Origin of the sequence: Exiguobacterium sp. s7 (genome assembly GCF_018618195.1) — a bacterium.
GTDB classification, from domain to species: Bacteria; Bacillota; Bacilli; order Exiguobacteriales; family Exiguobacteriaceae; genus Exiguobacterium; species Exiguobacterium mexicanum_A.
In genome coordinates, this window is sequence record NZ_JACSLO010000016.1 from 1 (window position 1) to 18,245 (window position 18,245).

The 18,245-nt window shown below is 51.4% G+C and carries 17 protein-coding genes and 2 tRNA genes; all 19 read right to left on the reverse strand.

The features are described 5' to 3' along the window. Positions 1 to 323: 323 nt before the first annotated feature. On the reverse strand, positions 324 to 1,814 hold the full coding sequence (gene lysS, locus KNP79_RS14080) for a lysine--tRNA ligase (RefSeq protein WP_215192824.1): 1,491 nt from the start codon (positions 1,812 to 1,814) through the stop codon (positions 324 to 326). Between the two features lie 145 nt (positions 1,815 to 1,959). After that, positions 1,960 to 2,898 (reverse strand): tRNA dihydrouridine synthase DusB, encoded by a 939-nt coding sequence (dusB, locus tag KNP79_RS14085; RefSeq protein WP_251132985.1) that lies wholly within the window; start codon positions 2,896 to 2,898, stop codon positions 1,960 to 1,962. Positions 2,899 to 2,977: 79 nt separating this feature from the next. After that, a complete protein-coding gene (gene folK, locus KNP79_RS14090) occupies positions 2,978 to 3,481 on the reverse strand; it encodes a 2-amino-4-hydroxy-6-hydroxymethyldihydropteridine diphosphokinase (protein ID WP_034781818.1) in 504 nt (167 codons plus the stop codon). Continuing rightward, on the reverse strand, positions 3,478 to 3,843 hold the full coding sequence (gene folB / locus KNP79_RS14095) for a dihydroneopterin aldolase (protein ID WP_034781816.1): 366 nt from the start codon (positions 3,841 to 3,843) through the stop codon (positions 3,478 to 3,480). Before folB ends, folK begins: the two co-directional genes overlap by 4 nt. Further along, a complete protein-coding gene (gene folP, locus KNP79_RS14100) occupies positions 3,836 to 4,621 on the reverse strand; it encodes a dihydropteroate synthase (protein ID WP_021068196.1) in 786 nt (261 codons plus the stop codon). Before folP ends, folB begins: the two co-directional genes overlap by 8 nt. After that, complete coding sequence (locus KNP79_RS14105) at positions 4,618 to 5,448, reverse strand: aminotransferase class IV (protein ID WP_058765122.1); 831 nt, start codon at positions 5,446 to 5,448, stop codon at positions 4,618 to 4,620. Before KNP79_RS14105 ends, folP begins: the two co-directional genes overlap by 4 nt. Beyond that, positions 5,432 to 6,016 carry an aminodeoxychorismate/anthranilate synthase component II gene (gene pabA / locus KNP79_RS14110; protein ID WP_215192826.1) on the reverse strand — a complete coding sequence of 195 codons (585 nt, stop codon included), beginning with the start codon at positions 6,014 to 6,016 and terminating at the stop codon, positions 5,432 to 5,434. The genes KNP79_RS14105 and pabA overlap by 17 nt, the downstream gene beginning before the upstream one ends. Next, a complete protein-coding gene (locus tag KNP79_RS14115; RefSeq protein ID WP_251131417.1) occupies positions 6,013 to 7,368 on the reverse strand; it encodes an anthranilate synthase component I family protein in 1,356 nt (451 codons plus the stop codon). Before KNP79_RS14115 ends, pabA begins: the two co-directional genes overlap by 4 nt. 118 nt (positions 7,369 to 7,486) lie before the next feature. Further along, a complete protein-coding gene (gene cysK / locus KNP79_RS14120) occupies positions 7,487 to 8,440 on the reverse strand; it encodes a cysteine synthase A (RefSeq protein ID WP_021068192.1) in 954 nt (317 codons plus the stop codon). Positions 8,441 to 8,526: 86 nt separating this feature from the next. Next, the gene (hslO, locus tag KNP79_RS14125; protein ID WP_285800851.1) at positions 8,527 to 9,453 is read right to left on the reverse strand and encodes an Hsp33 family molecular chaperone HslO; all 927 of its coding nucleotides are present in this window, start codon (positions 9,451 to 9,453) and stop codon (positions 8,527 to 8,529) included. A gap of 20 nt (positions 9,454 to 9,473) precedes the next feature. Further along, a complete protein-coding gene (locus KNP79_RS14130; protein ID WP_021068190.1) occupies positions 9,474 to 10,238 on the reverse strand; it encodes a type III pantothenate kinase in 765 nt (254 codons plus the stop codon). 94 nt (positions 10,239 to 10,332) lie between these two features. Further along, positions 10,333 to 12,360, reverse strand: a complete 2,028-nt coding sequence (gene ftsH, locus KNP79_RS14135; protein WP_034781808.1) for an ATP-dependent zinc metalloprotease FtsH — start codon at positions 12,358 to 12,360, stop codon at positions 10,333 to 10,335. A 105-nt stretch (positions 12,361 to 12,465) separates the two neighbouring features. After that, a complete protein-coding gene (hpt, locus tag KNP79_RS14140; protein ID WP_021068188.1) occupies positions 12,466 to 13,011 on the reverse strand; it encodes a hypoxanthine phosphoribosyltransferase in 546 nt (181 codons plus the stop codon). A 35-nt stretch (positions 13,012 to 13,046) separates the two neighbouring features. Further along, positions 13,047 to 14,276 carry a tRNA lysidine(34) synthetase TilS gene (gene tilS, locus KNP79_RS14145; RefSeq protein ID WP_251132984.1) on the reverse strand — a complete coding sequence of 410 codons (1,230 nt, stop codon included), beginning with the start codon at positions 14,274 to 14,276 and terminating at the stop codon, positions 13,047 to 13,049. Between the two features lie 68 nt (positions 14,277 to 14,344). Next, positions 14,345 to 14,416 (reverse strand) — tRNA-Glu (locus KNP79_RS14150). A gap of 9 nt (positions 14,417 to 14,425) precedes the next feature. Then, positions 14,426 to 14,502: transfer RNA gene (locus tag KNP79_RS14155), tRNA-Met, on the reverse strand. A 142-nt stretch (positions 14,503 to 14,644) separates the two neighbouring features. After that, the gene (locus KNP79_RS14160; protein WP_215192828.1) at positions 14,645 to 17,047 is read right to left on the reverse strand and encodes a YhgE/Pip domain-containing protein; all 2,403 of its coding nucleotides are present in this window, start codon (positions 17,045 to 17,047) and stop codon (positions 14,645 to 14,647) included. Positions 17,048 to 17,242: 195 nt separating this feature from the next. Continuing rightward, positions 17,243 to 17,779: a S1 domain-containing RNA-binding protein gene (locus KNP79_RS14165; protein ID WP_034781804.1), complete on the reverse strand. Its 537-nt coding sequence runs from the start codon at positions 17,777 to 17,779 to the stop codon at positions 17,243 to 17,245. Positions 17,780 to 17,853: 74 nt separating this feature from the next. Beyond that, complete coding sequence (locus tag KNP79_RS14170) at positions 17,854 to 18,228, reverse strand: FtsB family cell division protein (RefSeq protein WP_034781803.1); 375 nt, start codon at positions 18,226 to 18,228, stop codon at positions 17,854 to 17,856. Between the last annotated feature and the right edge of the window lie 17 nt (positions 18,229 to 18,245).

The window sequence follows — 18,245 nt, forward strand, 5'->3', positions numbered from 1 at the left end:
ATAGCTCTTTAAAAATGACGAAGCTTGCGCTTCATTCAAAAATTGTAAAACTTATTTTTGCCTCATCGTTCAGTTTTCAAAGTTCGTCTATCGCTCATTGGCGACTCTTAAAATAATACAAGTCATCGACACAGTTGTCAACCACTTTTTTTATTCTTTTCCGCTGCCATCAGCGGCAACGTTTATTACTTTACCGCATCCCTAAATAGAACGCAAGACTTTTTGCAAAAGTTTTTCTAAAAAAGTTTTTAGCCTCTTTAAATCGGCAACATTCTCCATAGAAAAACCTCTCGCCCGTAAGAGCGAGAGGTTAAAACGATTCTTTACTGTTGGTGTCTCATCGTCGGGAACAATAGAACATCACGAATCGATGGTGCATTCGTCAACAACATGACGAGGCGATCGATTCCGATTCCAAGACCGCCCGTTGGTGGCATTCCGTATTCGAGCGCCTCAAGGAAATCGTTGTCCAATTCATGGGCTTCGTCATTCCCTGCTTCTTTCTCAAGAAGTTGAGCTTCGAAACGCTCACGCTGATCAATCGGATCATTCAATTCCGTGAAGGCGTTCGCATGTTCACGACGAACGATGAACAATTCGAATCGATCCGTGAAGCGTGGATCTGTATCGTTCTTTTTCGCCAATGGCGATACTTCGACAGGGTGACCTGTGACAAACGTCGGTTGTAACAATGTTTCTTCGACTTTCTGCTCAAAGAATTCATTGACGATGTGGCCGAATGTCATATGGTCTTGAATCTCGACACCGTGCTCTTTTGCAAGCGCACGTGCATCTTCATCAGACATCTGTTGCCAGAAATCGACGCCTGTTTCTTCTTTAACCAAGTCGACCATGTGCGCACGTTTCCAACCGACAGCCAAATGAATCGTATCTTCTCCATATTGAACGTCCGTCGTGCCAAGCACTTCTTGGGCTACGTGAGCTACGAGTTCTTCCGTCAAATCCATGATGTCATTATAGTCCGCATACGCTTCATACAATTCAATCATCGTGAACTCTGGGTTATGACGTGTTGAGATCCCCTCATTACGGAAAACACGACCAATCTCATACACGCGCTCGAGACCACCGACAATCAAGCGCTTCAAATGAAGCTCGATGGCGATCCGCATATATAATTCCATATCAAGTGCATTATGGTGCGTCAAGAACGGACGGGCCGCCGCTCCACCTGCGATTGTATGCAACATCGGCGTTTCGACTTCCAAGTAACCGCGATGGTTCAAGAAATTCCGAATTTCCGAGATGATGCGGCTACGCAGAATAAACGTTTGACGCGAATCGTTATTCGTAATCAAATCCAAGTAGCGCTGGCGATAGCGTTGCTCCACATCTTTTAAGCCATGATATTTATCAGGAAGCGGACGAAGTGCTTTTGTTAAGAGTTCGAACTCTTCAACATGAATCGACAATTCGCCGACGTTCGTCTTGAACAACTTCCCTTTCACACCGACGATGTCACCAAGGTCAGATGATTTGAATAAATCGAACGGTTCGTCACCTACGTCATTTTTACGAACGTAAATTTGGATTTGTCCTGTGACATCTTGGATGTGGGCAAAGAAGACTTTCCCTTTTCCACGTTTCGTCATGATTCGTCCGGCAAGCGTCACTTCGACGTCTTGTTCGGCCAAGGCTTCTTTTTCAATCACCTCATATTGTTCATGTAATTCACCGGCGTGGGCAGAACGTTCGAACCGACGTCCGAACGGGTCAAGCCCTTGTTCACGCATCTCGGTCATTTTTTCAAACCGAACCTGCATTTGGTCATTCATTTCCAACTCGTGACTCACTACTCCATTCACTCCTCTATACGTATTGGGGATGTCTAATAAAAAACTGTCAGCCTCACGGCCAACAGCACAGCCTAAACCGTTTGCTTGTGTGGTTCACTTTTTCGCCAAACAAGCTTACCACAAATCAATTTTTTTCACTAGTTCACACTTCTTGCATTTGTCGCTCGAGCTGTTCCACAAAATGATACAACACGATGCCAAAAGCATCTCGCGATTCCGTTTCGTTGATTTGCTTCCGAACCGGGCCGCTGCCTTTCAACCCTTTCAAGTACCAAGCCGCATGTTGACGCATCTCGCGAACGGCCGTCATTTCTCCTTTGATGGCAATCAATCGATCGAGGTGCAACATACAGATGTCGATTTTTTCACGCGCCGCTGGTTCTGGCGGAAGTTCACCCGTTTCCAAATACTGCACCGTTTGATACAGCATCCATGGGTTACCAAGTGCTGCCCGCCCGATCATGACGGCATCGACACCGTAGTAATCAATCGCATGTTTTGCTTCTTGAGGTGTCGAGATATCGCCGTTACCGATAATCGGAACCGTCGCAATCTTCTTGGCTTCGCCAATCCAATCCCAATTCGCTGTTCCTTCATATTGTTGAGACCGCGTACGACCATGAATCGCAATCGCCGCCGCTCCTCCAGATTGAGCCGCCCGAACATTGTCGAGAATATAAATATGGTCTTCGTCCCAACCGAGGCGCATTTTGACCGTGACCGGCTTATCGACCGCTTGCGACACGGCGTTCACCATCTCGTAAACTTTGTCCGGGTCAAGCAACCATTTGGCACCCGCCTCACACTTCGTGACTTTCGGGACTGGGCAACCCATATTGATATCGATGATGTCCGCATTCGTGTTTTGATCCACGTACTGGGCCGCTCTGACGAGTGTGTCTTTCGAACCGCCAAAAATCTGAAGGCTGAGCGGCTTTTCCCGTTCATCGACGTACAGCATCCGGAGCGTTCTTGCGTTCTCCAATAAAATCCCTTTATCGCTGACCATTTCAGCACAGACGAGTCCCGCGCCAAATTCTTTAGCGATCAGACGAAACGCAGGGTTTGTCACTCCGGCCATCGGGGCAAGGACGGCGCGGTTCTTTATATCGATGTTACCAATTTTGAACCCTGACACTTCTCCACTTCCTTTGCTAACGTTAAACCGAGCTGACCAATGATTGTAACGGCCCGAGACGGAAGACATCTTGTCGTTCCGACGCAGGAAGGGCTTCTAGCAACGCCCGCACCGTCATTCCCTTTACCTCGACCGCCGGAGCAATCTCCGCGAACGGGGCAAGGACAAAAGCGCGTTCATGCATCCGTGGATGCGGAACAGTTAACTGCTTCGATTGTATATCTTCGCTGTTATAGACCAAGATGTCAAGGTCGATTGTACGCGGTCCATTCTTGAATAGTCGTTCTCTCCCTAGGTCCCGTTCAATCTGTTGGAGTTGAAGCAAGGCTGCTTCCGCAGAAAGGGACGGCTCGACTTCGACGACCATATTATAGAAGGATGGCTGATCTGTGTATCCGACCGGTGCCGTCTCATATACGGATGACTCTTTCGTCACCTGAAGACCGTTTACCGCCATCGCTTGAATCGCTTCTGCCAGATAGTTGGCACGCTCCCCAATGTTCGAGCCCAGCGCTACGTACATCATACGTTCCGTCTCCGTGTCATCTCAATTGCGACTGAGTCATAATGACCCGGGATGGGCGGGTCCGGCTTGATCACTTTGACGGTGACGCTTTGAATCTTGTCGCTGTGGGCCAAAACAGCCGTCGTGATGCGCTCGCCTAGCGCCTCAAGTAGATTGACTGGCTCCCCGGTGACGATGTCTTCCGTCAATTGATAGAGACCGGCGTAGCTGACCCCGTCTGATAAATCATCCGATTGTCCCGCCGGCGCCAAATCCAACTCACACATCAAATCGATGTTAAACCGTTGACCGAGTCGATTCTCTTCTTCAAACACACCGTGATAGCCATAGAAACGCATCCCATTCACAAACATCTTATCCAATTTGTCCGCCTCCCAGCATCGCGTCCATCATGAGTGACGCTCGTTTATTCTCTCTTACGTCATGGACCCGAATCCACGCACAGCCTTTCATGATGCCTAGACACGTCGTCGCCAGTGTCCCTTCCAGTCGTTCTTCGGTCGGTAAATCAAGCGCTTGCCCGATAAATGATTTCCGCGACGTTCCGAGTAACACCGGATAACCGAGGTTCGTGATCACGTCGAGTCGATTCATCAACTCCATGTTTTGCGCATAGTCTTTCGCAAAGCCGATTCCCGGGTCTAACCAAATCATCTCATCCGGCACACCGGCCGCTTGGGCGATTTCAATCGATTCGTACAAGTCACCGACGACCTCCTCAATGAAATGGCCATAATTTCGATTGTCGCGATTGTGCATCAAGATGATGGGAACGTTAAACGCCCGTGCCACTTGTGCCATCGATTGATCGCCCCACTTCGAGCCCCAGACGTCATTGATGATATCGGCCCCGGCTTCTAATGCCGCCTTTGCCACCACCGGTTTGTACGTATCGATCGAGATGAGCACGTCGAGCTCTTGCTTCAGTTGACGAATGACAGGAACGACTCGCTCGATTTCTTCTTCCGCCGAGACGAACCGGGCTCCCGGCCGTGTCGATTCCCCGCCGATATCAATCGCGTCCGCTCCGTCTTGAACGAGTTGCTTGGCGTGAGCGACCGCCTGTTCGAGCGCCGTATACCGTCCTCCGTCCGAAAACGAATCCGGTGTCACATTTAAAATTCCCATGATTTTTGTCATCGCGTTTCTTCCCTTTCAATCGCATGCAACAAGACAGACCAACATGCTTTAAATTTTGCCCCGTCTTTTCCTGGATAGCTGTTCCCGGCATAGTCTGTGACCGGAGCAATCTGTTGAACCGAATTGGTCAACCAAATCTCGTCTGCCTGTGTAAGTTCCGCAAACGTCACATCACGTTCCTTCACATCAAACGTATCCATCACCCAACGTCGCGTGACCCCAGCCAGAGGTCCCGTCGCGAGCGGCGTCGTCCAAAGTTGGTCAGCTTCGACCCAGAAGATATTCGAGACAAGCCCTTCTACGACATGTCCTGAGTCATCGGCGAACAGTCCTTCCGCCTCCCGATCAACAAGCATGCGCTTCCCTAATATATTGTTCATATAATGATGGGATTTTAAGCGGAATGCCGCTTCGGGCCGACTTCTTGGAAACGGGATGGCTTCCAGCCGTTTTTCCGTGGGCTGGAACGATTCCGGTAACGGCTTGACGAGCAGTGTCACGTTTGGACGAGTGTAGCGTCCGTCGTAGAGTCCAAGTGGCGCCACCCCCGCGGACACGTTCAAGCGCACATACAGGTTCGGGGTCCCGTTTTGACGAACGACGTCTTGAATCGCCTGCTCCATCTCTTGTTTCGTATACGGTAAATCAATCCATAGTTCCGCTAAGCTCTTTTCGAGACGTTCCCAGTGAAGATCAAACAAGAACGGGATGCCATTGAACGTTCGAAACGTCTCGAACAGGCCCATCCCATATAAAAATCCGTGATCTTCCACCGGAATCGTTACTTCAGAGCTGCCCCGCAGTTCGCCGTTATGCCAAAGCCACATGACGATACACCTCGACGAAATTACGAATCATGTCTTTGCCGTGTTCTGTCAAAATCGCTTCCGGATGAAACTGGACCCCTTCAATTGGTAACGTTTCATGTCGAAGCGCCATGACCTCTCCAAGGCTCGTTTCCGCCGTGACTTGCAAGCACGATGGCAGCGAGTCTCGTTCGACTGCGAGCGAATGGTAGCGTGTCACGATTGTCTGTTGCGGGATGCCGTTAAACAGCGTGTTTCCGTCATGTTGAATCGCTGACGTCTTGCCATGCATGAGCCGCTCGGCATGAACGACTTTTCCGCCGAACGCTTGAGCAATCGCTTGATGTCCAAGACAGACGCCAAGAATTGGGATGCGACCGGCAAACGCCTGAATCGCGTCGATACTGATACCTGCCTCGTTAGGTGTACACGGACCAGGCGAAATGACGAGATAACTTGGGGCGAGCGCTTCAATTTCCTCGATCGTGATGTCATCGTTACGACGGACGACGAGTTGTTCACCGAGCTCCCCAAAGTATTGAACTAAATTGTATGTGAACGAGTCATAGTTATCGATGAGTAAAATCATACCGTCGCCTCCGTCATTTCTTTCGCTGTCCATAGCGCTTTTGCCTTGGAAAGTGATTCGGCGTACTCCGCTTCAGGATCCGAATCGATCACAATCCCGGCACCAGCCTGAACATGGGCGATTCCGTCCTTCACGATCATCGTCCGAATCGTGATGTTGAACACGAGGTCATCATCCCAACTAAGCCAGCCGTATGAGCCGGTGTAAATCCCACGCCGGACCGGTTCGAGTTCCTCGATGATTTCCATCGTCCGGATTTTCGGCGCCCCGGTGATGGTGCCGCCCGGGAACATCGCGCCAAGTGCTTCGGCTCCCGATACGCCGTCCCGCATCAGACCGCGCACGTTCGAGACGATATGTTGGACGTGCGAGTACTTCTCGATGACCATCAGTTCATCGACATGCACTGTCCCGTAAGCCGCGACTTTGCCCAAGTCGTTTCGTTCCAGGTCGACCAGCATGACATGTTCGGCCCGCTCTTTCTCATTGTCGAGTAGCGTCCGAGCCAGTTCCAGATCTTCCGCCTCATCCCGGCCTCGCGGTCTCGTTCCGGCGATCGGGCGGGTCGAGATGGCGGCGCCATGTTTTTCAATCAACAGTTCTGGTGAAGCCGACACCATCGTGAGCGAGTCGTCAACGAAATAACCCATATACGGTGAAGGGTTCACTTTCCGGAGCGTGTCGTAGATGTGACGCGGGTGTGCGAGCAGCGGTTCCGACTGCCGGACGCTCAAATTCACTTGGAACACATCGCCCTCGACGATGTAGTCTTGAATCTTTTGCACGGCCGCAACGAATTCATCCTGTGACAGCGAACGGGATCGCTCGACCGTTCCGCTCGTAAGCGGCGGAAACGCATAATGTGATTCTGTTCGCCAGAGGGCGGCAAAGCGCTCGAGCTTCGCCTCCGCTTGCTCATCGGCCGTGACCATCACGTATAAAAGCGACTCTTCTTCATCGAAGACCGCTACTTCATCGAACAACAAGAATGAAACGTCCGGTGTTGCCAAATCGTCTTCCGCTTGCCGTGGTAAACGTTCGAGGGTACGGGCTACATCATAGCTCACATAACCGATCATCCCGCCGAAAAATGGGGGAGCACCTGCTGGCCGCTCGGTGGCGTACCGGGTCCGAATTGTTTCGACGATGTCGAGCGGGGCACCGTGCATCGTTTCTGTCGCATCAGAGGTGATGAACGTCCCGACCCCATCTTTCACGTGAAGCGTAGCGAACGGCTCAATCCCGGCCATCGTATAGCGGCCGACGCGTCCGCTCTCTAACCACGCATAGTGCTTCTTCCCTTCCGTCAATGTCATATATGTGTCGTACATCTTCTCTTTTGTCATACTCATGGTTTTGAACGCTGTTTGTCTCACGCCACATTCCCCCGTTCCACTGATTCATGCCTTTAATTGTACACAAGAAAAGGCAGTTACCGAAAGAAGTTGTCTCCCGGTAACTGCCGTTTGCTTATGAGCGAACGCTATCCGATTCTTCATCGAATTGATAGAGTGGTGTGCTGAGGTAGCGTTCTCCGTTTGACGGGATGATCGCCAGCACGTTTTTCCCTTTGCCGAGACGTTTGGCCGTATCGACAGCGGCAGCGATGGCTGCACCTGACGAGATGCCTCCGAGCACGCCGTTCGTCTTAGCCGCAAGACGTGCGTATTCGAACGCCTGATCGGTCGTGATTTGAAGGACACCTTCATAAATCTCCGTATCGAGAATCGACGGGATGAACCCGGCGCCGATGCCTTGGATTTTATGCGGGCCTGGTTTACCGCCCGACAAGACCGGTGAATCGACCGGTTCAACCGCTAGGATTTGAACGTTCGGATAGTGGGCTTTCAACACTTTACCCGCTCCCGTAATCGTTCCACCTGTCCCGACGCCGGCGATGAACGCATCGACTTGAAGACCTGACGCATCGAATGCGTCGACGATCTCAGGTCCCGTCGTCATCTCGTGCACGTTCGGGTTGGCTTCATTGTTAAACTGCTGCGGGAGGAAATAACCGTTTTGTTCAGCCTCCTCCGTCGCACGGCGAATCGCTCCGCCCATCCCTTCAGGACCCGGCGTCAAAATAAGTTCGGCGCCGTAGCCACGAAGCAAATTGCGACGTTCCATGCTCATCGTTTCCGGCATGACCAAAATCGCTTTATAGCCTTTGGCCGCACTGACCATGGCGAGACCGATTCCCGTGTTCCCACTGGTCGGTTCGATAATCGTATCTCCTGGTTTCAAGACCCCTTCTCGTTCCGCCGCTTCAATCATAGCGAGCGCAATCCGGTCTTTTACGCTAGACCCCGGGTTCATATACTCCAATTTCAAGTAAACCGTGGCATCTTCAGCGCCAGTCAATCCATTCAACTTCACAATCGGTGTCTTTCCAATCAAGTCTGTTACTGAATCTACGATACGCATTTCATTTCCTCCTCCATAATTCCGACTATTCCGATATTGTAATCATACCCTATCAGATTCAAAATATGCAATTTGGAGCAAAGCGGTCAGCGTGCTTGTTGTTTCATCGTTTCTAATTGTTCCGCCGAGAAGTGGTATTTCTCGCCACAGAAGTGACAAACCGCTTCAGCGCCGCCATCCTCTTCAATCATGTGACGAATCTCTTCGGCACCGAGCCCAATAATCGCGCTTTCCATACGGTCGCGACCACATGTGCAATTGAATTGGACCGGCTTTTGATCCAACACTTCGAGGCTGTCGCCAAGGAGCATATGGAGCATCTCTTCCGGTGTCTTCTCTTCTCCGATGAGGACCGACACTGGCGGGAACGTTTTGAGTGCCTGCTCAAGCGCTTGAATCGTCTCTTCTGACGCATCCGGCATCAATTGAACGATAATGCCACCGGCCGCAAGAATCGATTCATCTTCCGGGAGGACGAGCACACCCGCACCGACGACTGACGGCACTTGTTCTGACGTCGCGAAGTAGTACGTGAAGTCTTCGCTAATCTCACCCGTTTGAATCTCAGACGAGCCGCCGACAAAATCTTTTAAACCGAGGTCTTTAATCACCGAAATCGTCCCGCGTCCGACGACTTCACCAACTTTCAGCTTCGTCAAACCGTGATCATTCACGAACGTGCCGCCTTCGACACGAGGATGTGACACGTAACCGCGCACGTCTCCCGCCGTATCAGCATCGACGATGATTTTCCCGATTGGTCCATCGCCTTCGACTTTGAGCGTCACGCGAGCGGCACCTTTTTGCATCGCACCGATCATCGTCCCGATCGTCATCGTGCGGCCGAGCGCTGCTGAAGCGACCGGTGTCGTCTGGTGACGGAGTTGCGTTTCAAAGATCGTTTTCGTCGTCCGGACGGCAAACGCGCGGACTTCCCCGTTGAACCCGAGGGCACGGACGAGGTAATCGGCTTTCATTTGGTCAAGTAATGCTTGTTGTTCTGGTTGAATCATATTGAGTAACTCCTTTAAGTTTATTTCTGGTTGCGCTCATAGATGAGACGAAGCCCATCGAGCGTTAAAAATGAATCGACGACATCAATCGTCTCGGCATGCTCGCTAATCAAACGTGCGAGACCGCCTGTGGCGATCACGGTCGCTTCTCCGACTTCACGCTTCATGCGGCCGACAATGCCATCGACTTGTGCGACATAGCCGTAATACGTCCCGGACTGCATCGCTTGAATTGTATTTTTCCCAACGACCGTAGGTGGCGTCGCGAGCTCGATACGAGGTAATTTAGCCGCCCGTTGGTAGAGCGCCTCGACCGAGATCATGATGCCCGGCGAGATAATTCCTCCGTGATAGCGGCGGTTCTCATCGATATAGCAGTATGTCGTCGCCGTACCGAAATCGACGATGATGAGCGGCCCATCATACTTGGCGATTCCAGCGACCGCGTTAACGATGCGGTCCGCTCCGACTTCGCGCGGATTGTCGACATGAATGTCGAGACCGGTTTTCACGCCGGGACCGACGACGATTGGCCGGACGTTGAAATAACGTTGCGACATCTGCTCGAGCGGAAAGATGACCGGTGGGACGACCGAAGATAGAATCACGCCGTCAATCTGATCGAACGAAACGTTCGAATGATCGAACAGCGATTTCACGAGCATGCCGTATTCATCGGTCGTTTTCGTGCGGTCGGTCGAGATGCGCCAATGATGGACGAGCGTCTCGCCGTCATACATCCCAAGGACAATATTTGTATTCCCAACATCAATCACTAAAATCATGATAGCGTTCCTCACTTTGTTGTCAATTACAGTTCGCTCGAATTATAACACGAAAAAAGACGAATGCCTTGTTTAGGGCATTCGTCTCTTACACTTAGCGTGATTCGTTGTTCGGGCGTTCCGTCGGCGTCGCTTCCGGCTTATCACCTTCAGGGACAACGTCCGGCTTCGCTTCTTGAACGACTCCAGGCTGATCGATGACTTGTCCGTGCTTGACGGCCGCCTCATCTTTCTTCGCTTCGTCGCTTGCATCATCTTTCGATGGTTCAGACGGCTCTTCCGGTTCGTGCGGAAGGTATTCGCGCGTCTTGATCAAGTGACGAATCTGTTTCGAATCGAGCGTCTCGACTTCGAGCAACGTCTTCGCGACGAGCTCGAGATCGTCTTTACGATCCGTCAAGATTTGTTTCGCTTTGGCGTAACAACGGTTGATGATATCACGAATCTCGAGGTCGATGTCTTGTGCAATCGCATCCGAGTAGTTCTGTTCCGTTTGGAAGTCACGGCCAAGGAAGACTTGTCCACCATGGTTTGACCCAAGTTGGAGCGGCCCGAGCTTGTCGCTCATCCCGTAATCCATGACCATCTTCCGGGCGATACCAGTCGCACGTTGGAAATCATTGCTTGCTCCTGTTGACACTTCACCGAAGATGACGTCTTCCGCCACGCGGCCCCCGAGGAGACCGACGATTTTATCTTCAAGCTCAGGTTTTGTCATGAAGTAGCGATCTTCTTTTGGAAGCATGACGACATAGCCGCCTGCGTTACCGCGAGGAACGATCGTCACTTTATGCACTTCATCTGCATTCTCAAGCTCAATCCCGATAATCGTATGACCCGCTTCATGATAGGCGACGATTTGTCGTTCTTTCTCCGAGATGACACGGCTCTTCTTAGAAGGACCGGCGATGACGCGGTCAATCGCTTCCTCGACATCCACGACTGATACCGCTGAACGGTCAGACCGGGCTGCGACGAGCGCCGCTTCGTTCAATAAGTTTTCAAGGTCAGCACCTGAGAATCCAGGTGTTCGCTGCGCAATCGACTTCAAGTCGACTGTCGAATCAAGTGGCTTGTTGCGGGCGTGAACTTTGAGGACTGCTTCACGGCCTTTAACATCCGGACGATCAACCGTGATTTGACGGTCAAATCGACCTGGGCGAAGAAGGGCCGGGTCAAGAATATCCGGACGGTTCGTCGCGGCAATCATGATGATCCCTTCGTTGTCACTGAATCCATCCATCTCGACAAGAAGTTGGTTAAGCGTTTGTTCACGCTCGTCATGGCCACCACCGAGGCCGGCGCCACGTTGACGTCCGACCGCATCGATTTCATCGATAAAGATGATACACGGTGCGTTCTTTTTCGCATTCTCGAACAAGTCACGTACACGTGACGCTCCGACACCGACGAACATTTCGACGAAGTCAGAACCTGAGATTGAGAAGAACGGTACACCGGCTTCTCCTGCAGCTGCACGAGCAAGCAATGTTTTACCTGTTCCCGGAGGACCGACAAGCAAGACACCTTTCGGAATCCGTGCCCCGAGTTTCGAGAACTTGCGAGGATCTTTCAAGAATTCAACGACTTCGATGAGCTCTTGCTTCTCTTCATCCGCTCCGGCAACGTCTTCAAACGTCACACGGCGCTTCTCTTGATCGTATAATTTCGCCTTCGATTTCCCGAAGTTCATCACACGACCGCCACCACCGCCACCTTGGGCTTGGTTGAGCAAGAAGAAGAATAAGATGAAGATGATGATGAACGGTAAGATCGCGAATACGATGCTGAACCAGCTACCACTCGACTCTGCTTCTTCGATTTGGATGTCGGTATCCGCGCGAAGTGACGAGAGCACTTCGGCGTATTCGGCCTCGTTGGCCGGGATATTCGTTTCAAAACGCTGATCTTCGTCTCCTGTTAGATCTCCTGTAATTGAGATGGCTCCCGGAATTTCTTGTACGGTTGCCGTTTCAATCCGACCTTCTTCCACATATTCCAAGAACTTCGAATACGTAAGCGTCTCGCTCTGGCTATTCGGGTTTTGTAAATATTGAAGGAACAAGATCAAGGCTAGGAAAATCACACCGAAAACTAAGGTGTTTTTCACTGCACGATTCATTCTCTGCCTCCTATTCCGAGAAACGATGTTCTCGCCCATTCAGTATATGTGTATACTTTGGGTATTTCTTTTATCTTAACACGACGCATTTTCAAAAGAAAAACGTTAGCCCCCGTAAATGCTCGGCTTGAGCACACCGACGTACGGAAGGTTACGATATTTCTCTTCGTAATCGAGACCATAGCCGACAACAAACTCGTGCGGAATAACGAAACCGCTATAATCTGCCGACAATCCGTTCTTGCGGCCCGTCGGTTTATCGAGAAGCGTCACGATTTTAACCGATTTGGCTTTGCGGTACTTGAGCAAGTCGACGAGATAGCCGAGCGTGAGTCCACTATCAATGATATCTTCTACAATCAAGATGTCGCGTCCTTCTACAGATGTATTTAAATCTTTTTCAATTTTAACTTCACCCGTCGATGACGTTCCGCCATGGTACGTCGACACGTCCATGAAATCCATTTCTAAATGGATGTCCATTTCTTTGACGAGGTCTGACATGAATGGCATCGCACCTTTTAACACGCAGACGAGGAGTGGAAACTCTTCTTTATATTCTTCGCTAAGTGTTGTAGCGAGTTCTTTCACTTTACCTTGAATCTCTTCGCTTGAAATCAGTACTTTCTCCATATCGTTCATTAATGACATCTTAAAATCCTCCTCTTTCTTATCCGACACAATCATCATTTTACCATTAATCGTGGGCACATCGCACCCGACTTATCCGGAAAATCGGAAACTCTTACCCCTACTATAGCGATAATCCGTCCCGTTGCGTCAACTACCAATGGGACAAAAGGCCGTTTTTCTCGCGGAATCTTCACGTCAATGAAGATGCGGGCGACTTTTTTCGTCCCGATGGACAGTTTCATTGCGTCCCCAGCCTCGACAGAGCGGATGATCAACGGCAACTCGATCGCCTCGAGCGGGATGCCATGTGCCTCTTCGACGATTTCAAGTGAAAATCGACTCTCACCGAACGTTACGCATGCTGGGAACGTCGTCACCACTAGTTCAGTCGGGAGAGGCAGCGGTCGATCGGTTGTCTGCAATGACAAGTTTCCACCTTGTTTCCGAAGTTGCCACGGACCTTCTAAATCAAAGTGTCCTGACCCTCGTGGATTCTCAAGAAGACGTTCCATCGCTTCTCCTACCTCTACCCCATATCGAGTAGAGAGCAATCGCCCCACGACGTGTCGCTCAAACCGATCTAAACCGAGCACGTCGTCTAGTTTCACATGAAACGCTTTCATCTCAAAATGAACTGAGGTATCCATCCACATCTCCATCCGTCGGTAACGAGCGTCCCATAGTTCGCGCTGACGCCTTGCCGTCTCGCTCACGACGTAAACGAGATCCGGTCGAGCGGCGAGGAGTTGCGGGACGAGCTGATGCCGCAGCTTGTTTCGTAAGTAATCCGCTTCGGCATTGCTCGCATCTTCTCGCCATTCGAGACGATGTCGATTGGCGTAGACAATCAGTTCTCGTTTCGTTTCCGATAGGAGCGGGCGGACGAGCTCCCCTCCTGCGAACGGACGACACTCGGGAATTCCTGTTACTTCGACGACGTTACGGTGTAGTTGAATGAGAACCGTCTCGAGTTGGTCGTCCGCATGATGAGCCGTCATCAGTTGTGTATATCCGAACGTACGCATGACTTCTTCAAAGAATGCATAACGTGCTGTCCGGTAAGCAGCTTGTGAACCACCGTTCGGGAAAGCGAGCCGTTTGCCATGAAACGGCACGTCGTACGAGTCGGCAAGACGTCGCACAAATTCATACTCTTCATCCGACTCGAGACGCAATCCGTGATGGACATGGACCACCCCGATCTCAAGACCGCTCTGGACGGCACGGTCTAACAAGACGACCGAATCGACTCCACCTGACACAGCAATCAATACTTTCGTCATCCGTCGCCCTCCTTGATATAACAAAAGAAGCCATCTCGAGTGAGATGGCTTCTTTTCGCTTAGGTAAGTGACCCGTACGGGATTCGAACCCGTGTTACCGCCGTGAAAGGGCGGTGTCTTAACCGCTTGACCAACGGGCCTAAATAAAATGGTAGCGGCGGAGGGAGTCGAACCCACGACCTCACGGGTATGAACCGTACGCTCTAGCCAGCTGAGCTACACCGCCATGTTATTGTTGTGTCCTAAGCACATTTTCTATAATAACCAGTACCCACGCCAGTGTCAATTCTTTTTTAAAAGTTTTTTCACAAAAAAATCGTGTATAGTGTCGTCTTATCCACTATACACGATTTTCAGTTCGTTGTGCATCACGCTTCTGACGTCGTCAGCCGATATTTTTTCTTCCAGGCAATGTGGAAATAACCCCAAAGCAAGAAGAAACAAATAGCCGATACAAACGCTAGATATACGATGGCTTGTTGCAAATAACTCCAACCGTCCGCTGACAAAATCTCTTTATAACCAGCAACCGTATACGTCATCGGCAACCAGGCGTTGAATGGTTGTAACGCGCTCGGAATGAGTTCAAGCGGGAACGTTCCGGCCGACGTCGTCAGTTGCAGGATCAATAGGACGATGGCCACGAAACGACCTGGGTTCCCGAGTGTCGTGACGAGCAGTTGTACGATCAACAAGAAAGTGATACTGACGAGCCAACTGAATCCGAAGAACTGAAGCGGTGCCTCGACTTCAAGTCCGAGCAGCATGACCATCGCCACATCTAAGACAAGCGCTTGAACAAAGCCGACCACGAGTAGAACACCCGATTTCGAGACGAGCCACGACAGGCTGCGTTTCGGCTTACCAGCCGGATCGTACAGCGGGTAGACGATGGATAACAAGAGCGCCCCGACGAATAGACCGAGTGACATGAAGTACGGCGCAAAGCCCGTTCCGTAGTTCGGTACCTTATGAATCGAGTCGTTGACGACTGTGACCGGTCCGGCCATCATGTCAACGTTATCGTCTCGAATGTCGATCGCGGCTGCTTCGGCCCCATCAGCGAGCGCGTCCCGTAACTTGCTGTTGCCAGCCGCAAGTTCGGACACTCCGTCTGCGAGCTGGTCGCTACCTGACTGAAGGTCTTTACCACCCTCTGCCAAACGTACAGCCCCATCCGTGAGTGTATTCGTGCCCTCGCCCGCGCTCTTCGCTCCGTCCGCGAGTTTTGAACTTCCTTCTGAAAGAGCTCCTGTCGCTTCGGTCAGACGGTCACTACCTGTCGCAAGTTCGGACGTCCCGTCTTTCAACTCCCCGACCCCGGCATTTATTCGGTTGCTCGCGGCAGCCAACTCTTTCGAACTCGTAGCGGCCGTTTGAGCCCCTTGTTCCACTTGTGTCGACCCATCCGCCAACGCCTGTGCCCCGCTTGCGAGCTCGGCTTGTCCGTCACGTAACGTCGCCAGTCCCGAAGCAAGTTCATTGGCACCGGCTTCTGCTTGCGTCAATCCGTCACCGAGCGCAGCCTGTCCTTCTTTCACACGCGTCGCTCCCGCTGCCAGTTCATCGAACCCGGCTGCGGTCGCTGTTTGACCTTCCGCCAATTGGGCTACGATTGCCTGTAGCATCTCTGGTGAAGCAGGTTGCCCTGCCTCGGCGAGTGCTGCCAGCTGGGTGATTAACTGGTCTTGGCTGGCCAACATCTCCGTCTTCATCCGACCGATTCCGGCCACGAGTTCCGTCTCACCTACCAATAGAGCAGCATTGCCTTCTTTCGCCGCTGTCATCGCGGCCGCCAACTCATTCGAACCGGCGCTTAGTTGAACACTGCCGTCCTTCGAGCGCTGAATCCCGGCCGCGAGTTGTTGAACGCCTTGATTGAGAGAAGCCGTCCCGCTGTGCAATTCCTCCAACTTCGAAGCGAATGTATCTGTCCCTTCGACGAGTTGGTTCGTCCCGTCTTGAAGGGCGGACGCCCCGTCATTTACTTGACGAGCCCCGTCCGATAAGGCGGCACTGCCATCATGTACTTGTCGGCTTCCGTTCGCCAACTCGGTCGTCCCTGCCTCGAGTTGCGCGACACCTTTATTCAATTGACTCGCTCCGTCGGCCAACTCCTGTTGTTTCGAAGCGAGCAGCGCAGTCCCGTCGGCCAACTCGGTCGCGCCGTTCTCGGCCGTCTTCGAACCGTCTGCTAGTTTCGCGGCCCCGGTTGCGGCGTCATCGAGCCCAGAAGCGGCATCTTGAATTCCGTCACGCATCGCGCTGACGTACTGTTTGGCGACCTCGGTCGATAGTTCGCCTTTCACTTGTTCCATCGCCGAACCTCCGATTTGAGCCGCTAAAAAGTTATACGACTCATTGGCGATGTATTTCAGTTCGAGCTTCTCCGGCTCTTTATCGAGCGCGGTCGTCGCTTTTTCCGAGAAATCCGCCGGGATCTCAATCGCCATGTAATAGTCATGGTCGTCCAATCCTGACTCAGCCTCTCGTTTTGTCGTCTCGACAAATTCGAACGCATCAGATGTCATTAATTTCTCCACGAGTTCATCACCGATAGTCAGTTGTTCCCCATCGAACGTTGCACCCTGGTCCTCGTTCACGAGTGCCACCGGCAAGTCTTCCATTTGTCCATACGGGTCCCAAAAAGCCCATAAAAACATCCCGGCATACATAAGCGGCACGAGCGCGACCGCGAGAATCGGAATCCATACCCGTCGATCTTTCCCGATACTGCGCCATTCTGCTGTCCACAGTTTCCATCCATTCATTTCAACTCTCACCTTTCACTTATAAAACATAACTATTTTTTCATGTTCCCTATTGTGCTCGCTTCCTTTCAAAAATGCAACCCTTTTTAGTTATTTTTCATAACAAAAAAATAGACGACAAAAAACCACAGACTGTGACAGTCTGTGGTTCGTCGTCTTTATTGTTACGAGTAGAAGCTGATGGTTTACGAAGGGTTACCCGCGCTTGGCTCCACGTCCACCGCGTTTTGAGTCGGTTTGACGTTTTAACGTTGTCAAGCGCTCGTCGCTATCTTTCAAGAACTTGCTCATCAACGTATCGAACGTTTCTGGTTCACGGCGTACTTCACGACGTCCGCCGCCACCACGTGGACCGCCACCGCGAGGACCGCCGCCACCGCGTGGGCCACCTTGTCCTGGACCACCTGGGCGTGGGCCGCCTTGACCCGGGCCACCTGGGCGTGGGCCACGAGAGAAACGCTCGCCGGCTGGGCGCTCTGGGCGTTCACTGACAGGACGATCGACGGCCTTTTTGATAGACAACCCGATTTTGCCATCGTTTTCGACGTTCAAGATTTTGACCGTCACTTCTTGACCGACCGTTAGAACCTCATTGATGTCTTTGACGTAAGAATCTGCCACTTCACTGATGTGCACCAAACCCGTTTTGCCATTTGGAAGCTCTACGAACGCTCCGAAATGCGTAATCCCTGTAACCTTACCTTGTACCTTGCTTCCTACTTCAATTGACATAAAATAATGTACTCCTTTTTTGATTGATTCCCTACAATTATACGAGTCGATTCGTCAACGGTCAACGAACCCACTTATTCCTCTGGTGAGAAGTAAAAAATAATCTCGCCATCTTTCGAGAACAACAACTCGTTGCGCGCTAGATTGGCGATGTATTCTTCGTCTTGTAAACGCTCGACCTGCTCTTTTAGTTCTGACTGTTCGTCCTTCGTTTCCCGAAGTTCGACTTGCGCTTCATTTTGTTTCCGTTCTTGCTCGGACACATATCCGACTTTCGAGAAGTAACTCTGACCGATGAAGACAATCATCAACAAAAAGAGAAGCGAGGCTGCAGCCAGGCGGCGTCGAAGATGGATACGTTGCCGGTTCTGTTCTTTTTCCAGCTGTTCTCTTCGTTCATCAAGAGCCCGAATCCGCTGTTTGCGTTCCATCGGGTTACGTCCATTCATCGAATCACCTTCCTCCT